The organism is Xanthomonas sp. NCPPB 3005 (assembly GCF_041228095.2).
GTDB classification, from domain to species: domain Bacteria; phylum Pseudomonadota; class Gammaproteobacteria; order Xanthomonadales; family Xanthomonadaceae; genus Xanthomonas_A; species Xanthomonas_A bonasiae.
The window spans coordinates 3933108-3950859 of the sequence record NZ_CP166096.2; the positions used below are offsets into that span (position 1 = coordinate 3933108).

The window sequence follows — 17752 nt, forward strand, 5'->3', positions numbered from 1 at the left end:
CATGCGCTCCGCGACCGCACGCCCCGGCCCTGTGCCGCCGAAGACCCGAGTGCTGCAGCCGCTGCTGGCGCTGGCCCTGGCGATGGCCTTGCCTGCCGGCACCGCGCACGCCGCGGAGCCGGGCTTCGTCGATCCAACCACGCTGGGCCCGGTGTCGTTGCCCTCGCCGGTCACCACCCTGCACCGCGGCGTGTTCAACGGCCAGCGCATCGCCTACGCCGCGACGGTGGAAACCTATGCCACTACCGACGCCGACGGGCGCCCGGCGGCACGCCTGGTTTCCACCGCCTACGTCGCCACGTCCGCCGCCAGCGCGCGACCGCTGCTCTTCGCCTTCAACGGCGGCCCGATCGCCGCCAGCACGCCACTGCATTTCGGCCTGCTCGGCCCGCAGCGGCTGGCCGTGCCCGACGACCTGCATGCCGACGCCGCCGGCTTCAAGCTGGTGGACAACCGCTATTCGCCGCTGGACGCGGCCGACATCGTCATCTTCGATCCGGCCAGCACCGGCTACAGCCGCGTCGCCGAGGGCGTGGCGCCGGCCAGCCAGTTCTCCACCCGCGCCGATGCGCGCCAGCTCGCGCAACTGGTCGCGGCATGGCTGGACCGGCACGGCCGGCGCGGCTCGCCGGTGTACCTGCTGGGCGAAAGCTACGGCACGCTGCGCGCGCCGGAAGCGGCCACGCAACTGCAGGCCGCCGGCATCGCGGTGGACGGCATCGTCCTGCTCGGCCAGGCCGCCAACATCCTCGAATACGCACAGCGCCGCGACAACATCGTCAGCTACGCGGTGTCGCTGCCGACCCTGGCCGCGCTCGGCTGGTACCACGGCAAGGTCGAGCGCAAGGGCCGCAGCCTGGCGCAGTTCGTCGACGACGCCTCCGCCTACGGCCGCGAGCGCTATCTGAGCACCCTGTTCCTCGGCAACCGCGCCAGCGCGCAGCAGCGCGAGGAAGTGGCGCAGACGCTGCAAGGCTTCACCGGCCTGTCGGCGGAGGCCTGGCTCAAGGCCGATCTGAAACTGTCCAAGGTCGCCTACGCGCGCCAGCTGTTTCCGGGCCGGATCCTGGCGTCCAGCGATGGCCGCTACCTGCTCGATGCGCAGGGCAATTCCGGCAGCGTGCCCGACTACAACGCCGCCGCCGAGCGCTACTACCGGCAGGTGCTGAAGGTCCCCGCGCAGGCGGGCCACTACTCCACCGCGATGCCGACCTCCAGCGACTTCAACGCCTGGGACTGGGACGCGAACAAATCGCCGTTCGGCGACTACCCCTGGGTCGGGCAACTGCGCGAACTGCTGGTGGCCAATCCGACGTGCCGGTTGCTGGTCGGCAACGGCTACTACGACAGCCAGACCACGATCGGCGCAATGGATTATCTCGCCGCGCAGTCGGGGTTTCCGATGCAGCAGGTCCGCACCCGCTACTACGAGGGCGGACACATGATGTACACGGTCGAGCGCACCGCCGCCGGCCTCGCCGACGACATCCGCCAGATGGTCCGCCGCACCTGGTGACATGACATTCCGCAGTCCCCGCAGCACCCGTGGTTCGCGCTCCACCCATCCCGCCCACCGCCCGCCAGACGAGTCCCGCCCATGTCATCCGTAGCCCGCCGCAACCGTCTCTCCCAGTTCATTTCGCGCGCCCTGTGCTGCCCGGCCAGCGCGCTCCTGCTGCTGCCGTCCATCGCGCTCGCCCAACAGGACGACGGCGCCACCGCGGCCAAGCAGCTGGACACCATCACCGTGACCGCGCAGAAGCGCAGCGAGCGGCTGCAGGACGTGCCGATGTCGATCCAGGTGCTCAACACCGAGAAGATGAGCAGCGAAGGCAGCTACAAGCTGGCCGACTACTTCGCGCAGTTGCCCGGCCTGTCCTACATCCAGTCGCCGATGAGCAGCAACATCGTGCTGCGCGGCATCGCCACCGACTCCGGCCTCGGCAGCCGCCCGACCTCGGGCATCGTCATCGACGACGTGCCGTACGGGTCGGCGCTCAGCACCGGCGCCATCCCCGACCTGGACCCGTCCGACCTGCAGCAGATCGAAGTGCTGCGCGGCCCGCAGGGCACGCTGTACGGCGCCAGCAGCATGGGCGGCCTGATCAAGTACGTGATGACCGATCCGGACACCAGCGCGACCTTCGGCCGCGTCGAGGCCGGCGGCTCCACGGCCGCGCACGGCGGTTCCGGCTACAACGCGCGCACCTCGGTGAACCTGCCGTTCTCCGACCGCTTCGCGCTGCGGGTCAGCCTGTTCCAGCGCCAGGACCCGGCCTTCGTGCACAACACCAACAGCGACGACGAGAACGACAGCCAGGTGCGCGGCGGCCGCGTCTCAGCGCTGTGGAACGTCAGCGACACGGTGACCGTGCGTTCCTCGGCGCTGTTCCAGGACACCGAGACCGGCTCCAGCTCGGTGGTCGACACCGATCCCGACCTGCATCCGCTGTACGGCCAGTACAGCCACGACCGCATCAACGGCGGCGACACCTTCAAGGGCCAGGTGCGCTTCTACACCACCAAGGTCAGCTGGGATCTGGGCTGGGCGATGCTGGACAGCATCAGCGGCTACGCCCAGCACCGCAGCCGGGCCTACCAGGACGTGGGCTACACCACCATCGGCCGGCTCGCGCCGGTGTTCGCCGGCATCTTCGGCCTGGACAGCGACAACCCCAGTTCGCTGATCGACAACCGCTACAACACCGACCGCACCACCCAGGAAGTACGCCTGGTCTCGCAGGGCGAGCATGCGCTGGACTGGCAGGTCGGCGCGTTCTACAGCGACGAGGAAGCCAAGAGCACGCAGAACTTCTACATCGCCGACAAGTCCGGCGGCACCATCTACCGCGACTTCCCGCTGCTGGTCTCGCTGGGCGACAGCACCTACCGCGAGAAGGCGGTGTACGCCGACGGCACCTACCACTTCACCCCGCAGTTCGACATCCAGGTCGGCGCCCGCTACGCGCGCAACAGCCTGCGCGAGAACAGCGACACCGGCGGCCTGCTGCAGGACCCGACCCAGAGCTTCGACAGCAACAAGGACAGCGCCACCACCTACCTGTTCTCGCCGCGCTACCGCTTCAACGACGAGTTGATGACCTACCTGCGCGTGGCCTCAGGCTACCGTGCCGGCGGCAGCAACGGCACCCTGGTGGCCAACGTCCCGTTCTCCTACGACTCCGACAGCCTGTGGAGCTACGAGCTGGGCCTGAAGACCCAGTTGCTGGACCACTCGCTGAGCCTGGACGCGGCGCTGTTCTACATCGACTGGAGCGACCTGCAGATCTCGCAGGTCGAGCCGACCCTGGGCAGCAGCTACACCACCAACGCCGGCAAGGCCACCAGCCAGGGCCTGGAACTGTCGGTCAACTGGGTGCCGTCGGCCGACTGGAAGGTCACCGCCAGCTACGCCTACACCGACGCCACCCTGGCGCAGGACATCCCCGGCTACACCGAGGGGTCCTCGGCCTACGGCAAGGACGGCAATCGCCTGCCGTACTCGGCGCGCAACAGCGCCTCGGCCTCGCTCAAGCGCTATTTCCCGCTGGGCGGCAACCTGGAAGGCTTCGCCGGCGCGGACGTGGCCTACATGGGCGATCGCGACATGGAGTTCACCACCTCGGCCAGCATCCCGCGCATCCACCTGCCCAGCTACACCACCGTCGGCCTCAACGCCGGCGTGCAGGGCCAGGCCTGGAGCGCCACGCTGTACGTGCGCAACCTCACCGACGAGGTCGGCTACATCAACGCCAACCGCCGCGGCTCGCTGGCCAGTTCGACGCTCGGCGCCACGCTGATCCAGCCGCGCACGGTCGGCCTGACCCTGGCCTGGGACTATTGATGCGCCTCGCCGGCCGCCGCACGGCGGCCGGCCCTTCCTCCTGTTGCGGAATTCCCCGATGAAATGGATCCACGGCCTGGCCCTGCTGCTGTGCACGGCGCTGCCGTTCGCCGCAGTCGCCGACGACGCGGCACCGCTGCCGCGACCGACCCTGCTGTCCAGCCCGCAGCAGTCCCGCCTCGGCGAGCAGCGGCTGCGCTATCGGGTCAGCTTCGACCAACTCGACTTCGCCGCCGCGGACGGCGCCCGCGCCGCCTCGATCAGCGCCATCGGCTATCTGGCCGAGCGCACCGATGCCGGTACGCGGCCGGTGCTGTTCGCCTTCAACGGCGGGCCTGGCGCATCGTCGGTATTGCAGGTGGAAGGCCTCGGCCCGCGGCTGCGCGTGCGCAACGGCAAACGGCAGACGCTGATCGCCAATCCGCACAGCATTCTCGATGCCGCCGACCTGGTGTTCATCGACCCGCCCGGCACCGGCTTCAGCCAGGCCCCGGCCGATGCCGGCGCACGCGCGCGCTACTGGTCCGACCACGGCGACGCCAAGGCCGTGGAGGCGATGATCCGCCACTGGCTGAAGACGCACGGGCGCGAACGCGCGCCGCTGTACATCGCCGGCGAAAGCTACGGCGGCTACCGGCTCGCCCTGCTCGCCGCGGACATCGCCGACCTGCGTCCGGCCGGCGTGCTGCTGGTCTCGCCGCTGCTCGACGCCACCAGCGGCGACGACAGCCCCGGCAACGACCTGCGCGCGATGTTCGACCTGCCCTCGCTGATCGTCGCCGCCGCCGCCCACGGCAAGGGCGAACTGGCCGGGCAACCGGTCGCAAGCGTCTATGCGCAGGCGCGTACGTTCGCGCTCGGCGACTACGCACAGGCCCTGTTGCAGGGCAGCGCCTTGCCCGCCGACGCACGCAGCCGCATCGCCGCGCGCCTGGCCGCGCTGCTGGGCCTGCCGGCGCAAGCGCTGCTGACGGCCGACCTGCGTCCCGATGTCGAAACCTTCCGGCTCGGCGTGCTCGCCGCCGACGGCCGGCAGATCGGCCGGCTCGACAGCCGCATCGCCGCGCCGCTGCCGGCGCCGCACGCGGCGGACAACGGCCGGCCCTCGGCCGCCAACGATCCGGCGCTCGGCCTGGGCCGCAGCAACCAGATCACCTCCACGGTGATGGCCGACTACCTGCACGGCCTGTTCGGCACTGCGTTGCCGCGCGACTACGTCAGCCTGGACATCGACATCGCCATGGCCTGGCGCTTCGCCGCCGACGATGGCGCCGGCCCGCGCCCGTTCGGCAGCGCGCTGCGCTTCAATCCCACCCCGAACCTGGCGCGGCTGGCGCAGGCCAATCCCGGCTTCCATGTGCTGGCGCTCAACGGCTACTACGACCTGGCCGTGCCCGCGCTCGGCCCCTGGTACGCGCTGCACCACAGCGCCCTGGATCCGGCGCGCATCGATTTCCGCCTGCTGCCCGGCGGCCATGCGGTGTTCGCGGAAGACGCATTGCGCCCGCAGTTGCACAGCCTGCTGAAGGACTTCCTGCAATGACCCGCACGCTGCCGCTGTCCGCCGCCCTCGCCCTCGCCCTCGCCGGCACGTTCGCCGGCCACGCCGCGAGCGCCGCCACCGCGCCGCAATCGCTGGTGCTGATCGCCAACGGCGAGAACGTCGGCTACCTGAAGGCCACGGCCGACGGCGACACCTACGAAGTCGATTACCACGTCGACAACAACGGCCGCGGCCCCAAGCACCACGAGACGATCGTGCTCGGCGAGCACGCGCTGCCGCTGGCCTGGTCGGTCACCGGCACCTCGCTGATGGGCGGCCAGGTCGCCGAGCGCTACCGATGGCGCGACGGCGTCGCCGAATGGAGCAGCCAGGCCGACAGCGGCCGCCGGCCGCAGCCGCGGCCGGCGCTGTACATCACCAACGACAGCAGTCCGTGGGCGATGTGGACCTACGCCAAGGCCTTGCTGGCCGCGCCCGAGCATGCCCTGGACGTGCTGCCCAGCGGCCGCATGCAACTGGAACTGGTCGGCACGCTGGCGCTGCAAGGCCAGGCCGGGGCGCCGCCGCTGCAGGCGCGGCTGCTGCGGCTGTCCGGCCTGGACCTGGAACCGCACTACCTCGCCGTCGATGCCGACGACGCCCTGCTGGCCGACATCGACGACGACGCCGTGGCGATCCGCGACGGCTACCAGGCGCAGGTGGCGACCATCGCCGACGCGGTGAAGGCGCAGCAGTTCGCCCATGCGCAGGCATTGCAGCGCCAGCTCGCGCATCCGCTGACGCGCGGCCTGTGGCTGCGCAACGTGCATGTGTTCGATCCGGTCAACGGACTGCGCAGCGACGCGGTGAACCTGCATGTCGCCGACGGGCACATCGTCTCGATGGACGCGCGCTGGCAGCCGGCGCCCGGCGACAGCGTCTACGACGGCAACGGCGGCACGGTGATCCCCGGCCTGCACGACATGCATTCGCACAGCACCCTGTCCTCCGGACTGTGGTACCTGGCCGCGGGCGTCACCAACACCCGCGACATGGGCAACGACAACACCTTCCTGCTCGACCTGACCGCGCGCATCGAACGCGGCGAGATCGCCGGCCCGCGCATCGTGCGCAATGGCTTCCTGGAAGGCCGCAGCGCGTACTCGGCGCGCAACGGCTTCGTCGTCGATACGCTGGACGACGCGCTGAAAGACGTCGCCTGGTACAAGGCCCACGGCTACTGGCAGATCAAGCTCTACAACTCGATGAACCCGGCGTGGGTGGCGCCGATCGCCGATCGCGCGCATGCGCTGGGCATGGGCGTCACCGGGCACATCCCGGCCTTCACCAACGCCGACGCGATGATCGCCGCCGGCTACGACGAGATCACCCACATCAACCAGTTGATGCTGGGCTGGGTGCTGTCTCCCGAGGAAGACACGCGCACGCCGCTGCGGCTGACCGCGATGAAGCGCGTGGCCGCGCTCGACCTCGACGCGCCGAACGTGCGCCATACGCTGGAATTGATGCGCCAGCGCGACATCGCCCTGGACACCACCGACGTGATCCTGGAGCGGCTGATGCTCAGCCGCGCCGGCAGCGTACTGCCCGCCGATGCGCCGTACCTGTCGCACATGCCGATCGCCTACCAGCGCTACCGCCAGCGCACCTTCGTCCCCGACCTCGACGCGCAGACCGATGCGCACTACCGGCAGGCGCTGGACAAGACCCTGCAACTGATCGGCCGCCTGCACCGCCAGGGCACCGTGCTGCTGCCCGGCACCGACGACACCACCGGCTTCACCGTGCACCGCGAACTGGAGCTGTACGTCGCCGCCGGGCTGACCCCGCAGCAGGCGCTGCGCGCCGGCACCTGGCAGAGCGAGCAGCATTTCGGCCGCACCGACCGGCTCGGCAGCGTGCATCCGGGCAAGCAGGCCGACTTCGTGCTGCTGCCCGGCGATCCGACCACCGACATCCCCGCGATCCGCCAGCCCGCGCTGGTAGTGAAGGACCAGTCCCTGTACCTGCCCGCCGAGATCTACCGCGCCCTGGGCGTGGCCCCGTTCGCGCCGGCCCCAAAGAAACTTCAATGAGCCCGATCCCCCATCCCATGCAGACCCCGCACGTCCCCCCATCCGACACCGTGAGCGCGCGCCTGCGTGCGCTCGGCATGACCCTGCCGCCGCCGCTGCGCGTGCCCGACGGGGTGATCCTGCCGTTCGCGCCGGTGCACGTGATCGGCACCCGCGTGCTGATCTCCGGCCACGGCCCGCAACATGCCGACGGCAGCATGGCCGGCGGCGTCGGCCGCGTCGGCGACGAGTTGGACGAAGCCCAGGGCTATGCCGCCGCGCGCGCCACCGCCCTGTCGATGCTGGCCAGCCTGGAACGCAGCCTGGGCAGCCTGGAGCGGATCAAGCGCTGGGTGCGCGTGTTCGGCATGGTCCGCTGCGCGCCCGGCTTCCAGCGCCTGCCGAACGTGATCAACGGCTGCTCGGACCTGCTGCTGGCGCTGTGGGGGCCGGAACTGGGCCAACATGCACGCAGCGCTGTCGGCATGGCCGAGCTTCCGTTCGGCATCCCGGTCGAGATCGAAGCCGAAGCCGAACTGCATTGAACTGACCCTCGCCTGCCGGAACGCCACCATGGACACGCGCTCGCCCCGTTTCGATCCCACCCGCCGGCACTTGCTGGCGGCCGCCGGCGCGCTGCCGCTGTCCGCCGCGCTGTCCGGCCTCGCCGGCAATGCCGCCGCGGCCACAGCCACTGCGTCCACGCCCGCACGCGGCCCGCAAGGCCTCAACCAGGCCTTCGAGATCGCCGGCTGCTATCTCAACGGCGCCTACATGCATCCGGTCAGCCGTGCCGCCGCGCAGGCGCAGCGCGGCTTCCTCGATGCGCGGCTGATGAACGCCGGAGCCGACAAGGTCGACATGGGCGGCGACCGCGAGCGCGCGATGGCCGCGCTGGGCCGGCTGCTGCATGCGGACCGCGACGAACTGGCGTGGATTCCCAGCACCATGTTCGGCGAGAACCTGGTACTCAACGGCTTGGGCATCCCGCACAGCCGCCAACGCGTGGTCACCGACGCCTACCATTTCAACGGCTCGCTGTTCATGTACATGGAACTGGCCAAGCGCGGCCTCGACGTGCAGGTGGTGCGCCCGCACGACAACCGCATCCGCCTGGAGGATCTGGACAAGGCGATCATCCCGGGCACGCGCCTGGTCGCGCTGACCCTAGTGTCCAGCGTCAACGGTTTCCAGCACGACCTCAAGGCGGTCTGCGACCTCGCCCACAGCCGCGGCGCGCTGGTCTACGCCGACCTGATCCAGGCCGCCGGCAACACCCCGATCGACCTGCACGGCAGCGGCGTGGATTTCGCCGCCAGCTCCACCTACAAATGGCTGATGGGCGACTTCGGCCTGGGCGTGATGTATGCGCGCCGCGGCAGCCAGGACGCGTTGCGGCAGATGGTATGGGGCTACCGCCAGGAAGGCGAAACGGTCTCGCACATCCTGCCGTTCGACCCGCCCGGCGAGCCGCCGCTGGAGACGCAGGCGATCGGCGGCCTGGCCGGCAAGATCGAGGTCGGCACGCTCAACAATTCCGCCGCCGCCGCGCTGGCGACGTCGCTGGAACTGATCGAGCGCATCGGCGTGGACGCGATCCAACAATGGCGGCAACCGCTGCTGGCGCGCCTGCACGCCGCGATCCCGCGGCTCGGCTTCGACGCGATGACCCCGCCCGATTCCAGCTCCGCGCTGGTGTCCTTCGCCCAGCGCGACGTCGGCAAGCGATTGGCGCCGAAGCTGAAGGCCGCCGGCGTCGAAGTCACCCTGTACCGCAACTACTTCCGCGTGTCGCCGTCGTTCTACAACGGCAGCGACGATGTCGAACGCCTGATCGAGGCCCTGTCATGAAGCGACTCCCATTGCTATTGCTGTGCACGCTGCTGCCATGGACCGCACAGGCCGCGCCGGCAGCGTTGCACCACTACGGCACCGCGCCCGGCGCGCCGTTCTCGGCCGCGGTGCGTGCCGGCGACACGCTCTACGTCTCCGGCCAGATCGGCAGCGCCGCGCCGGGCGGATTGCCCGAGGAGTTCAGCGCCCAGGCCAACAACGCGCTGGACAACGTCGCCAGCGCCCTGGCCCTGGCCGGCGCCGGCATGGACGACGTCGCCAAGTGCACGGTGATGCTGACCGACATGGCGCAATGGCCCGCGTTCAACGCCCTGTACGTGCGCCGTTTCAAACCCGGCCACCTGCCCGCACGCAGCGCCATCGGCGCCAACGCCCTGGCGCTGGGCGCCAAGGTGGAAATCGAATGCATCGCCTACCTGCCCCAGGCCACACCATGACCGCACGCACCTTCCGCTGGCTCCCCCTCGCCCTGCTCCTGGCGCCGGCCTGCGCCGCGCTCGCCGCCGAACCGCCGACAGCCCCGGTCCAGCTCGACGTGGTGCTCACGCCCAAGGCCGACGCCGGCCGGATCGGCGCGCTGCAGGTGCACCTGCACCTGCCCGCGCCCAAGGTCGCCACAGGCGCGCCGCTGCTGCGCATGCCGGTGGAATTGGTCTCCACGCCGACCGCCGCCTACAGCGCCGAACAGATCCAGGTGCGCGACGCACGCGGCGCCCTGCCGCTGCGCGCCGTCGACGAAGCGCCCGACCCGTCCGGCAAGTACCGCAACTACCTCGCCACCCGCGCCAGCGTCGGCGACGTCGACGTCGACTACGCCACGCCGCCGCGCAAGGTCGATGCCGACACCCGCAACGGCCCGCTGTTCGACCTGCGCGCGCAGGACGGCGGCCTGATGGGCGCCGGCGTCTACTTCATGGCGTTGCCGCCGGGCGAGGCGCCACGCCAGATCCATCTGCGCTGGGACCTGAGCGCGCTGCCGGCCGGTGCGCGCGGCGTGTGGAGCGTCGGCGAAGGCGAGCAGCGCACCACCGCGCCGACCGACCTGCTGCGCTTCTCCTACTACGCCGTCGGCGCGATGCACCGGGTGCCGGAAAACGACGACGACGTCTTCCATTTCTACTGGATGGACACCCCGCCGTTCGACGCGCAACTGCTGGCCAAGCAGACCGGGCAGCTGTACCGCTACATGGCGCGCTTCTTCGGCGACGACGGCTCGGACTATCGCGCCTTCGCCCGCCGCAATCCGTATCCAGCGGGCGGCGGCACCGGCCTGGCGCACTCCTTCATGTTCGGCTACGGGCCGCAGGGCCAGACCATCGCCGAGGGTCCGCAGGCGCTGCTGGCGCACGAGATGGCCCACACCTGGCCCAAGCTCGACGGCGAAGAGCACGCGCTCACCGCCTGGTACACCGAAGGCACCGCCGAGTTCTACTCGCTGCTGCTGTCGCTGCGCGCCGGCGTGTACGACAAGGACGCCTTCCTGCAGGCGATCAACCACCGCGCCGACGGCTACTACGACAACCCGTTCCGCGCGCTCGACAACAGCGCCGCCGGCGAACGTTTCTGGAAGGACGCGCGCGCCCAGCGCGTGCCGTACGGCCGCGGCTTCATGTACCTGGTGAGCGTCGATGCGCAGCTGCGCCAGCATGGCCGGCAGGCGCATTCGGTGGACGACCTTGTCCTGGAAGTGCTCAAGCGCCAGCGCGCCGGCGAGACCATCGGCGTACCCGAATGGCGCGCGATGGTGGTGCGCGAACTCGGCGCCGGCGCCGGCAGCGAGTTCGACGCGATGGTCGCCGGCAAGCTGATCGTGCCGCCCGCGCCGGCGTACGGCTGCTACCGCGTGGTGCCGGCGCCGCACCAGCCGTTCGAACTCGGCTTCGATCGCATGCGCATGGGCGTGGTCAAGAACCTGCTGCCCGAGTCCGCCGCCGCCCGTGCCGGGGTGCAGGAAAACGACCGCATCGTCGACTACACCCCGCTGGAACAGGCGATGGCCGACGAGCACACGCACATGCAGCTGAAACTGGAGCGCGACGGCAAGCCGGTGCAGATCGACTACCTGCCGCGCAGCGCGCGCGTGGACGCCTGGCGCTTCGCCGTCGATCCGGCGCTGGCCGCCCGCTGTTCGCCCTGATCCCCACCTGCCGCGACCCTTGCCGATGAAGATGCCACGCCAACGCTGCCTGTTCCTCGCCCTCGCCGCGGCCGCGTCTCCTGCCCTGGCCGCGACCGATGCGCCCTACGCGATCACCATCCATGCGCAGGCGGACGCCGCCGGCAGCAGGATCGAGGCACTGCTGGTGGACGAAGCCATCCCGCTGCCGGCCACGCCGGCCGGCACCACCGTGCTGGCGATGCCGCACGTGACCAGCAACGTGCCCACCATCGCCGCCAGCGTCGGCGAACTGGCCGCGCGCGACGATCAAGGCGCCGTGCAGTTGCGCTATCGCGACCAAGGCGAAGGCCCGGCCCGGCAGCGCGAGTGGTACGCCGAGCGCGCTGTCGCAGGCACCCTGCGTTTCTCCTATCGAGCGGCGATGACCGAAGCGCTGGCCGCGCGCGGCGCCGCGCCGCCCATCGAACTGCGCAACGAGGAAGGCGCCTTCTCCGGCGCTGGCGCCACCTTCCTGCTGCATCCGACCAGCGGCCGGCACGACATCGAGCTGCACTGGGACCTGTCCGCGCTGGGCGCCGACGCGCATGCCGTGAGCAGCCTGCAGGACCGCAACGCCCGCGACGTCGGCATGGAAGCGCTGGACAGCAGCTACTTCATGGCCGGCAAGATCGGCCTGTACCCGCAGGCGCCCGACGCCACCGGCTTCTTCTCCGCCTGGCAGGGCAACACCCCGTTCGACGCGCAAAAACTGCTGGCGTGGACCCAACATCTGCGTCAGCACTACCAGGCCTTCTTCGCCGTGCCGGCCACGCCCTACGGCGTGTTCCTGCGCCGCAACCGGGTCAACCCCGGCGGCGGCATGGGCATGTACAACTCCTTCATCGTCACCTACGACGACGACCGCGGCAACGATCCGGAACAGCTGGAACTGACCCTCGCCCACGAGATGTTCCACACCTTCCAGCCGCACATGAGTTCGCAGTACGACGGCGAGACGCTCGCCGATGCCTGGTTCAACGAAGGCACGGCGGTGTTCTACCAGGCGCGCCTGCCATTCCGCTACGGCATGATCGACGCCGATGCGTTCCTGAAAGACCTCAACTTCACTGCCGCCCGCTATTACACCAACCTCCTGGGCAACGCCCCCAACAGCGAAGTGTCCACGAAGTTCTGGCAGGACACCCGCATCCGCACCCTGCCCTACGATCGCGGCTTCCTGTATTTCGTCACCGTGGACGACGCGATGCGCAAAGCGAGCGGCGGCCGCAAATCGCTGGACGATCTGATCCTGGCGATGCTGCACCGCCGACAAGGCGACAAGCCGCTCGGCATCGCCGACTGGGAAGCGCTGCTGCGCGACAACCTCGGCGAAGACGCGGTCCGCCAACTGCACGCCATGCTCGAAGGCGCCGCACCGCTCCCGGCCAGCGACGCCTTCGGCCCCTGCTTCGAACGCATCTCCCAGCCCATGCGCCGCTACGAACTCGGCTTCGCCCCCGCGGCGCTGACCGAATCCCCGCGCATCGTCCGCGACCTGATCCCCGACTCGGCGGCTGCCAAGGCCGGCGTCCGCAACGGCGACGAGATCACTCGCCCGGTCGGCCAGGATCAGTTGCAGGGGGAGCAGGATGGGATTCTCACTTTGCAGTTGAAGCGCGACGGCAAGCCATTGACGATCTCGTACAAGCCGCGTGGTGAGACCGTGGCAACGTGGCAATGGCAGCGCAAGCCCGGCGTCGCGGACACCAATTGCTCGCTGCCCGCCACCACGCACGCAGAGTAGCCGACAGAGACGTTTCCTGACGCCAAAGTAGGAAAATCCCTAGCCTGGAAAAGTAGGACCAGACTCCATCTTTGGCTAGACTGCCAGCTGTAAAAAGGTAGGAGAACCATATGGCAATCCGAAGATCCACACGCGGCACGGTGGCGACTTTTCTATTGACCTCGTGCGCTGGCTTGGTTGCTTGCATGTCCAGCCCAATCGCGCAAGCTGCAAAAGCCGATTTCAATGGCGCATGGTCGGTAAAGTGGTGCGACAAAACAAATCCACAGCTTGATTGCGGTGGTTTCAACGTTACGCTCGTGCAGGACGGCGACCGTATCTGTGGCGACTTCGGTGGCGCACTCGTCAACCTGCGGCAGACCGACGAGGGGAGCATTGTCGGAACGGCAGTAGGCAATACAGCCGTCCTGGCTGTCGAGAGCATACGCAATCAAGCCATCGTCTTGGTCCGGGCGGAGCAACAGGGCAATACGCTGCACTGGAAAGTAGCAGACGACATAAAGCGTGGCGGCACTGATATCGACGTAATCGCTGCAAACGACGTACTTACGAAGGACTCCAAGAAGTCACCCCCAGCCAAGGAAGGTGAAGCCTCGCGGAGTTGTGGCTCTGGCTCTCAATAGCCGCTGGAGGTCGACATGGAGTACAGGGAACTCGACCAGACCGAGTACGACCGCAAGTTACGGATGGTCATCGTTGGCGCGGAATGTCTGTACGCCAGGCGCAAAACATAGGCGATAACAGCGCAACTATAACAATATGTCGAAATTTGGCGCGCAGCAGGGATTGACCTTACGCCGGGAAATGGTGGGCGCCGATCGCGTGCATCGGCGAAGTCGGCAAGAAGCAGAGGAAGAAGGACAACGCCTCAGTAATCGCGCCTAGCCGTCACAAGTTCGCGACCAAAGCCCCGCCGCAGGTTCATGTGGAGCGCAACGAATAGCGCCAAGGTGCAGCTGGATTAGGCGTGAGTGCCGGCGTTCATGTAAAACCGCACCATCAGTCGCGGCACACCGCTTAGGTACTGTGAGATTACATTGCCCCCGACAGCTCACCAAGGGAATTGCCGCACCCTTTCTTTACGAGCTACCGAACAGATCAAAGTTGCCAAAAATTCTAAAACCGGTTGGCTCCACCATACTGGCCGCTCGCGGCGTTACGATCACGCTGCCGCTAACCTGTACCAGCTGCTTGTTTTCATGAGCATGGATTGCATCTGGATATTCGCTCGCCTTCAACTGAACAGTGACACTGCGCTGCACACCATTCGAGAGCGTCGTGGCGACACGAACTAGACCAGCATCTTGCTCAACCCGCCTATCTAGCCTCTCAACAACTCCGATTATTGTTTCGTTCGACAGAGTGTATGTCTGGCGATAGTACTCGGCGGCAACCCGCAAATATGGCTGATGCGAAGGAGGAAATTCGATGGTTGTGCGCGGCGAAGGCGCCAACTGATCGACCGCACTCGTATTCAAGCTAATCTCAACCGTTCGTGCGCGATCCTTTCCAGAGAATCGGGCAATCGCTTCACAAAGATTCGCGCTTGCTCCGCGCATCAATGCCGCTTCAAAGGAAATCGGATTCTGAGTTACCTGGTAGCTATCAAGGGCCTCTTTGAGACCAAATAAGGCGGACTCCAATGTGCGGGTTGTAACACGCGCGAAATCCATCGGCTGTTCGTTCTGCGATGGATCTTTGCAGAAGACGTGAATCACGTAGCTGCCGTGAGTCGTCTGGCCGAGACGCGCATTCTGAAGTAGCGCCGACACCAGCGCAGGCGGTCTCCCCTGATAAAGGGATCGCCTTTCGAGTACGGCGTTTGCCGCAGCAGAAATCAACTCTTTTGCATTCGCGTTCAGCGCAATCCCATCTTCAAGCGGAATACTTCCATCATAAACGTCAGGATGAGCGACACGAATTGATATAAGATTCTCCGTACTCTCACGAACCTCTTGCGACAGATCGCCAACACTTAGCCCCCTGATAATAGCGAGCTTCTTTAGCACCTCTAGCAGCAAGAACTCTTTGTCGATAGCGTGCTCGGTTGGCAATAAAATTTCGTCACCATTCGCGTCGCCATATCTCCAAACCTCAAGGAAGGCATCGGGCGCGGCAATTAGTGACCAACGTTGCACCAGGAGGTAGTCACGCAACTGACTGAGCGTAATGCCCATCATGCGTCCCTCCGCTCGCTTGCAAGCGAAAGAAGGTTGGCCAGTGAAGCGCTGGTTAGCAACTGTGTCAGCGGGACATTGACTGTGATCGATTGCTGATCAATTTGCGGAAGGCCCTTCAACGATACCCAGTAGCAGTGGGTCCGAAGTAGCACTCCCTCGGTGATGTGCTGCGACCAGTCATCGCAGTTGCCGGGAACTTCCATCACAGCCAGATAGCGTGGAATGCTCAACCTAACCTCTCGCAGGTCGTCATAGTTCTTTCGACTGAGTGAGAAGTTAATATTGTCACCCACCCTTAAATCCTGGTGGGTGCACTTCAGCTGGAAACTAATCTGCGGATCACGTATCAGGCCAGGAAAGTCCTTGCCAATGAACGTGATGTCGACGCTGTCATTGTCAACGACCGGCACCGAGGAATTGATGCCCGCTTGCGCCGCCAACGCGCCGACAAAGGCTCGATTGAATTGCTCTTTGCGCGAAGTGATGTGCATCGCCGTGGACACGCCTCCATTACGCCAAGTGCCCACAACGGCACCGGGCTATTCCGTATGACCAGGATGCGAGCGCTAGTTGCTCCATCATGGTCCTACCCACTCGCATGACTGTAACGGATCATGCGCGCCATTGGTTACTGAGCGTGAGAATGGCCTCCGAAGCCGCCAGGCTTTGCCTGCAGTACCGTGCAATTACGAAAAAGCCGGCACTAGGCCGGCTCTCCGTAAGTCATTGATTTAATGGTGCCGGAAATAGGAATCGAACCTACGACCTACGCATTACGAATGCGCCGCTCTACCAACTGAGCTATTCCGGCTGAACCGCCAATTCTAGGGGGGCGCCGGCCGCCGGTCAATTGACCAGGCGCAGGCGCAGTTCCTTGGGCAGGGCGAACACCATCGACTCCGGTTCGCCGGCCAGTTCGCCGACGCCGTCGGCGCCCAGCTCGCGCAGCCGCGCGATGACCCCGTCCACCAGCACCTGCGGCGCCGAGGCGCCGGCGGTCAGGCCGATGCGGCGCTTGCCGGCGACCCAGGCCGGGTCGATCTCGTCGGCGCCGTCGATCAGGTAGGACTCCACCCCGTCGCGTCGCGCCAGCTCGCTGAGCCGGTTGGAATTGGAGCTGTTCGGCGAGCCGACCACCAGCACCAGGTCGCACTGTTTGGCCAGGTCGCGCACCGCGTCCTGGCGGTTCTGGGTGGCGTAGCAGATGTCGTCGTTCTTCGGCCCCTGCATCGCCGGGTAGCGCTCGCGCAGCGCGTCGATGATGCCGCGGGTGTCGTCCACCGACAGCGTGGTCTGGGTGGTGTAGGCCAGGTTCTCCGGCTGCTGGATGTCCAGCGTGGCGACCTGCTCGATGTCCTCGACCAGGTAGATGCGCCCGGCGCCGCGTTCGCGGTTCCACTGGCCCATCGTGCCCTCCACCTCGGGGTGGCCGGCGTGGCCGATCAGCACCACGTCGCGGCCTGCGCGGCAGTGCCGGGCCACCTCGAAATGGACCTTGGTGACCAGCGGGCAGGTCGCGTCGAACACCCTCAGCCCGCGCCGCTCGGCCTCCTGGCGCACCGCCTGGGACACGCCATGGGCGCTGAAGATGACCGTGTTGCCGTCGGGCACCTCGTCCAGTTCCTCGACGAAGATCGCGCCGCGCTGCTTCAGGTCGTCGACCACGAAGCGGTTGTGCACCACCTCGTGGCGCACGTAGATCGGCGCGCCCAGGGTCTCGATGGCGCGTTTGACGATCTCGATCGCACGGTCGACGCCGGCGCAGAAACCACGGGGATTGGCGAGCAGGACGTCCATGCGCCAATTATCCCGCTTTTCGCTTCGACTTGCCGTCGAACACGCCGAACAGGGCGATGCCCACGGCGCCGGCGACGATCGCCGAGTCGGCGATGTTGAACGAGGGCCAGTAGTGGTCGCCCACGTACCACTGGATGAAATCGACCACGTGGCCGTGCATCAGCCGGTCGATCACGTTACCGATCGCGCCGCCGATGACCAGGGCGTAAGGCATTGCGCTGCGCCAGTCGCCGCGCGGGGTGCGCGCCAGCCACCAGGCCAGCAGGCCGCTGATGCCCACCGCCAGCGCGGTGAAGAACCACAGCTGCCAGCCGCCGGCCTGGCTCAGGAAACTGAACGCGGCGCCGGTGTTGTAGGTCCGGTACCAATTCCAGAAGCCGTCGATCACCGGCACCGCGGTGAACTCGGGCAGGCTGGACAGCACCCAGGCCTTGCTCCACTGGTCCAGGCCGATCACCAGCGCGGACAGCAGCAGCCAGATCAGGGCGGAGGGGTTGGGTCGTACGGTCATGCGCGGGGTCCGCCTCGGGCGAAGGATGGATGCAACGGAAATCTACGCGGGGACGCCGGCGGCGACGCCGAACGCGTCGCCGCCGCGGTCCCCATCGCGCAGGGGC

Annotated in this window: 14 protein-coding genes and 1 tRNA gene; 10 read left to right on the plus strand and 5 right to left on the minus strand. The window is 67.4% G+C overall.

Translation table 11 applies throughout. The features are described from left to right. Nucleotide 1: 1 nt before the first annotated feature. The 10 genes from AB8810_RS16925 to AB8810_RS16970 all read left to right on the plus strand — a co-directional run bounded on the left by AB8810_RS16925 (nt 2) and on the right by AB8810_RS16970 (nt 13781). Nucleotides 2-1516 (plus strand): S10 family peptidase, encoded by a 1515-nt coding sequence (locus tag AB8810_RS16925; RefSeq protein ID WP_369914314.1) that lies wholly within the window; start codon nt 2-4, stop codon nt 1514-1516. Between the two features lie 81 nt (nt 1517-1597). Continuing rightward, on the plus strand, nt 1598-3844 hold the full coding sequence (locus AB8810_RS16930) for a TonB-dependent receptor (protein WP_369914315.1): 2247 nt from the start codon (nt 1598-1600) through the stop codon (nt 3842-3844). Between the two features lie 58 nt (nt 3845-3902). Then, nucleotides 3903-5387: a hypothetical protein gene (locus AB8810_RS16935; RefSeq protein WP_369914316.1), complete on the plus strand. Its 1485-nt coding sequence runs from the start codon at nt 3903-3905 to the stop codon at nt 5385-5387. Further along, nucleotides 5384-7423 carry an amidohydrolase family protein gene (locus AB8810_RS16940; protein WP_369914317.1) on the plus strand — a complete coding sequence of 680 codons (2040 nt, stop codon included), beginning with the start codon at nt 5384-5386 and terminating at the stop codon, nt 7421-7423. The genes AB8810_RS16935 and AB8810_RS16940 overlap by 4 nt, the downstream gene beginning before the upstream one ends. Beyond that, on the plus strand, nt 7420-7947 hold the full coding sequence (locus AB8810_RS16945; protein ID WP_206229884.1) for a RidA family protein: 528 nt from the start codon (nt 7420-7422) through the stop codon (nt 7945-7947). Before AB8810_RS16940 ends, AB8810_RS16945 begins: the two co-directional genes overlap by 4 nt. Before the next feature lie 28 nt (nt 7948-7975). Continuing rightward, nucleotides 7976-9253 (plus strand): aminotransferase class V-fold PLP-dependent enzyme, encoded by a 1278-nt coding sequence (locus AB8810_RS16950; RefSeq protein ID WP_369914318.1) that lies wholly within the window; start codon nt 7976-7978, stop codon nt 9251-9253. Continuing rightward, on the plus strand, nt 9250-9693 hold the full coding sequence (locus AB8810_RS16955; RefSeq protein ID WP_369914319.1) for a RidA family protein: 444 nt from the start codon (nt 9250-9252) through the stop codon (nt 9691-9693). The genes AB8810_RS16950 and AB8810_RS16955 overlap by 4 nt, the downstream gene beginning before the upstream one ends. Beyond that, nucleotides 9690-11393 (plus strand): hypothetical protein, encoded by a 1704-nt coding sequence (locus AB8810_RS16960; RefSeq protein ID WP_369914320.1) that lies wholly within the window; start codon nt 9690-9692, stop codon nt 11391-11393. Before AB8810_RS16955 ends, AB8810_RS16960 begins: the two co-directional genes overlap by 4 nt. 25 nt (nt 11394-11418) lie before the next feature. Further along, nucleotides 11419-13158, plus strand: coding sequence for a peptidase M61 (locus AB8810_RS16965; protein WP_369914321.1), 1740 nt, complete (start codon nt 11419-11421; stop codon nt 13156-13158). Between the two features lie 185 nt (nt 13159-13343). After that, on the plus strand, nt 13344-13781 hold the full coding sequence (locus AB8810_RS16970) for a hypothetical protein (protein WP_369914322.1): 438 nt from the start codon (nt 13344-13346) through the stop codon (nt 13779-13781). A gap of 456 nt (nt 13782-14237) precedes the next feature. On the opposite strand, the gene AB8810_RS16975 is transcribed toward AB8810_RS16970, so the two are convergent. The 5 genes from AB8810_RS16975 to lspA all read right to left on the minus strand — a co-directional run bounded on the left by AB8810_RS16975 (nt 14238) and on the right by lspA (nt 17646). Next, a complete protein-coding gene (locus tag AB8810_RS16975) occupies nt 14238-15338 on the minus strand; it encodes a hypothetical protein (protein WP_369914323.1) in 1101 nt (366 codons plus the stop codon). Continuing rightward, on the minus strand, nt 15335-15829 hold the full coding sequence (locus tag AB8810_RS16980) for a DUF4365 domain-containing protein (RefSeq protein ID WP_369914324.1): 495 nt from the start codon (nt 15827-15829) through the stop codon (nt 15335-15337). Before AB8810_RS16980 ends, AB8810_RS16975 begins: the two co-directional genes overlap by 4 nt. Nucleotides 15830-16073: 244 nt before the next feature. Beyond that, a tRNA-Thr gene (locus tag AB8810_RS16985) sits at nt 16074-16149 on the minus strand. Nucleotides 16150-16184: 35 nt separating this feature from the next. Beyond that, nucleotides 16185-17135: a 4-hydroxy-3-methylbut-2-enyl diphosphate reductase gene (ispH, locus tag AB8810_RS16990; RefSeq protein ID WP_369914326.1), complete on the minus strand. Its 951-nt coding sequence runs from the start codon at nt 17133-17135 to the stop codon at nt 16185-16187. A gap of 7 nt (nt 17136-17142) precedes the next feature. Next, nucleotides 17143-17646: a signal peptidase II gene (lspA, locus tag AB8810_RS16995; protein ID WP_179570798.1), complete on the minus strand. Its 504-nt coding sequence runs from the start codon at nt 17644-17646 to the stop codon at nt 17143-17145. Nucleotides 17647-17752: the final 106 nt, after the last annotated feature.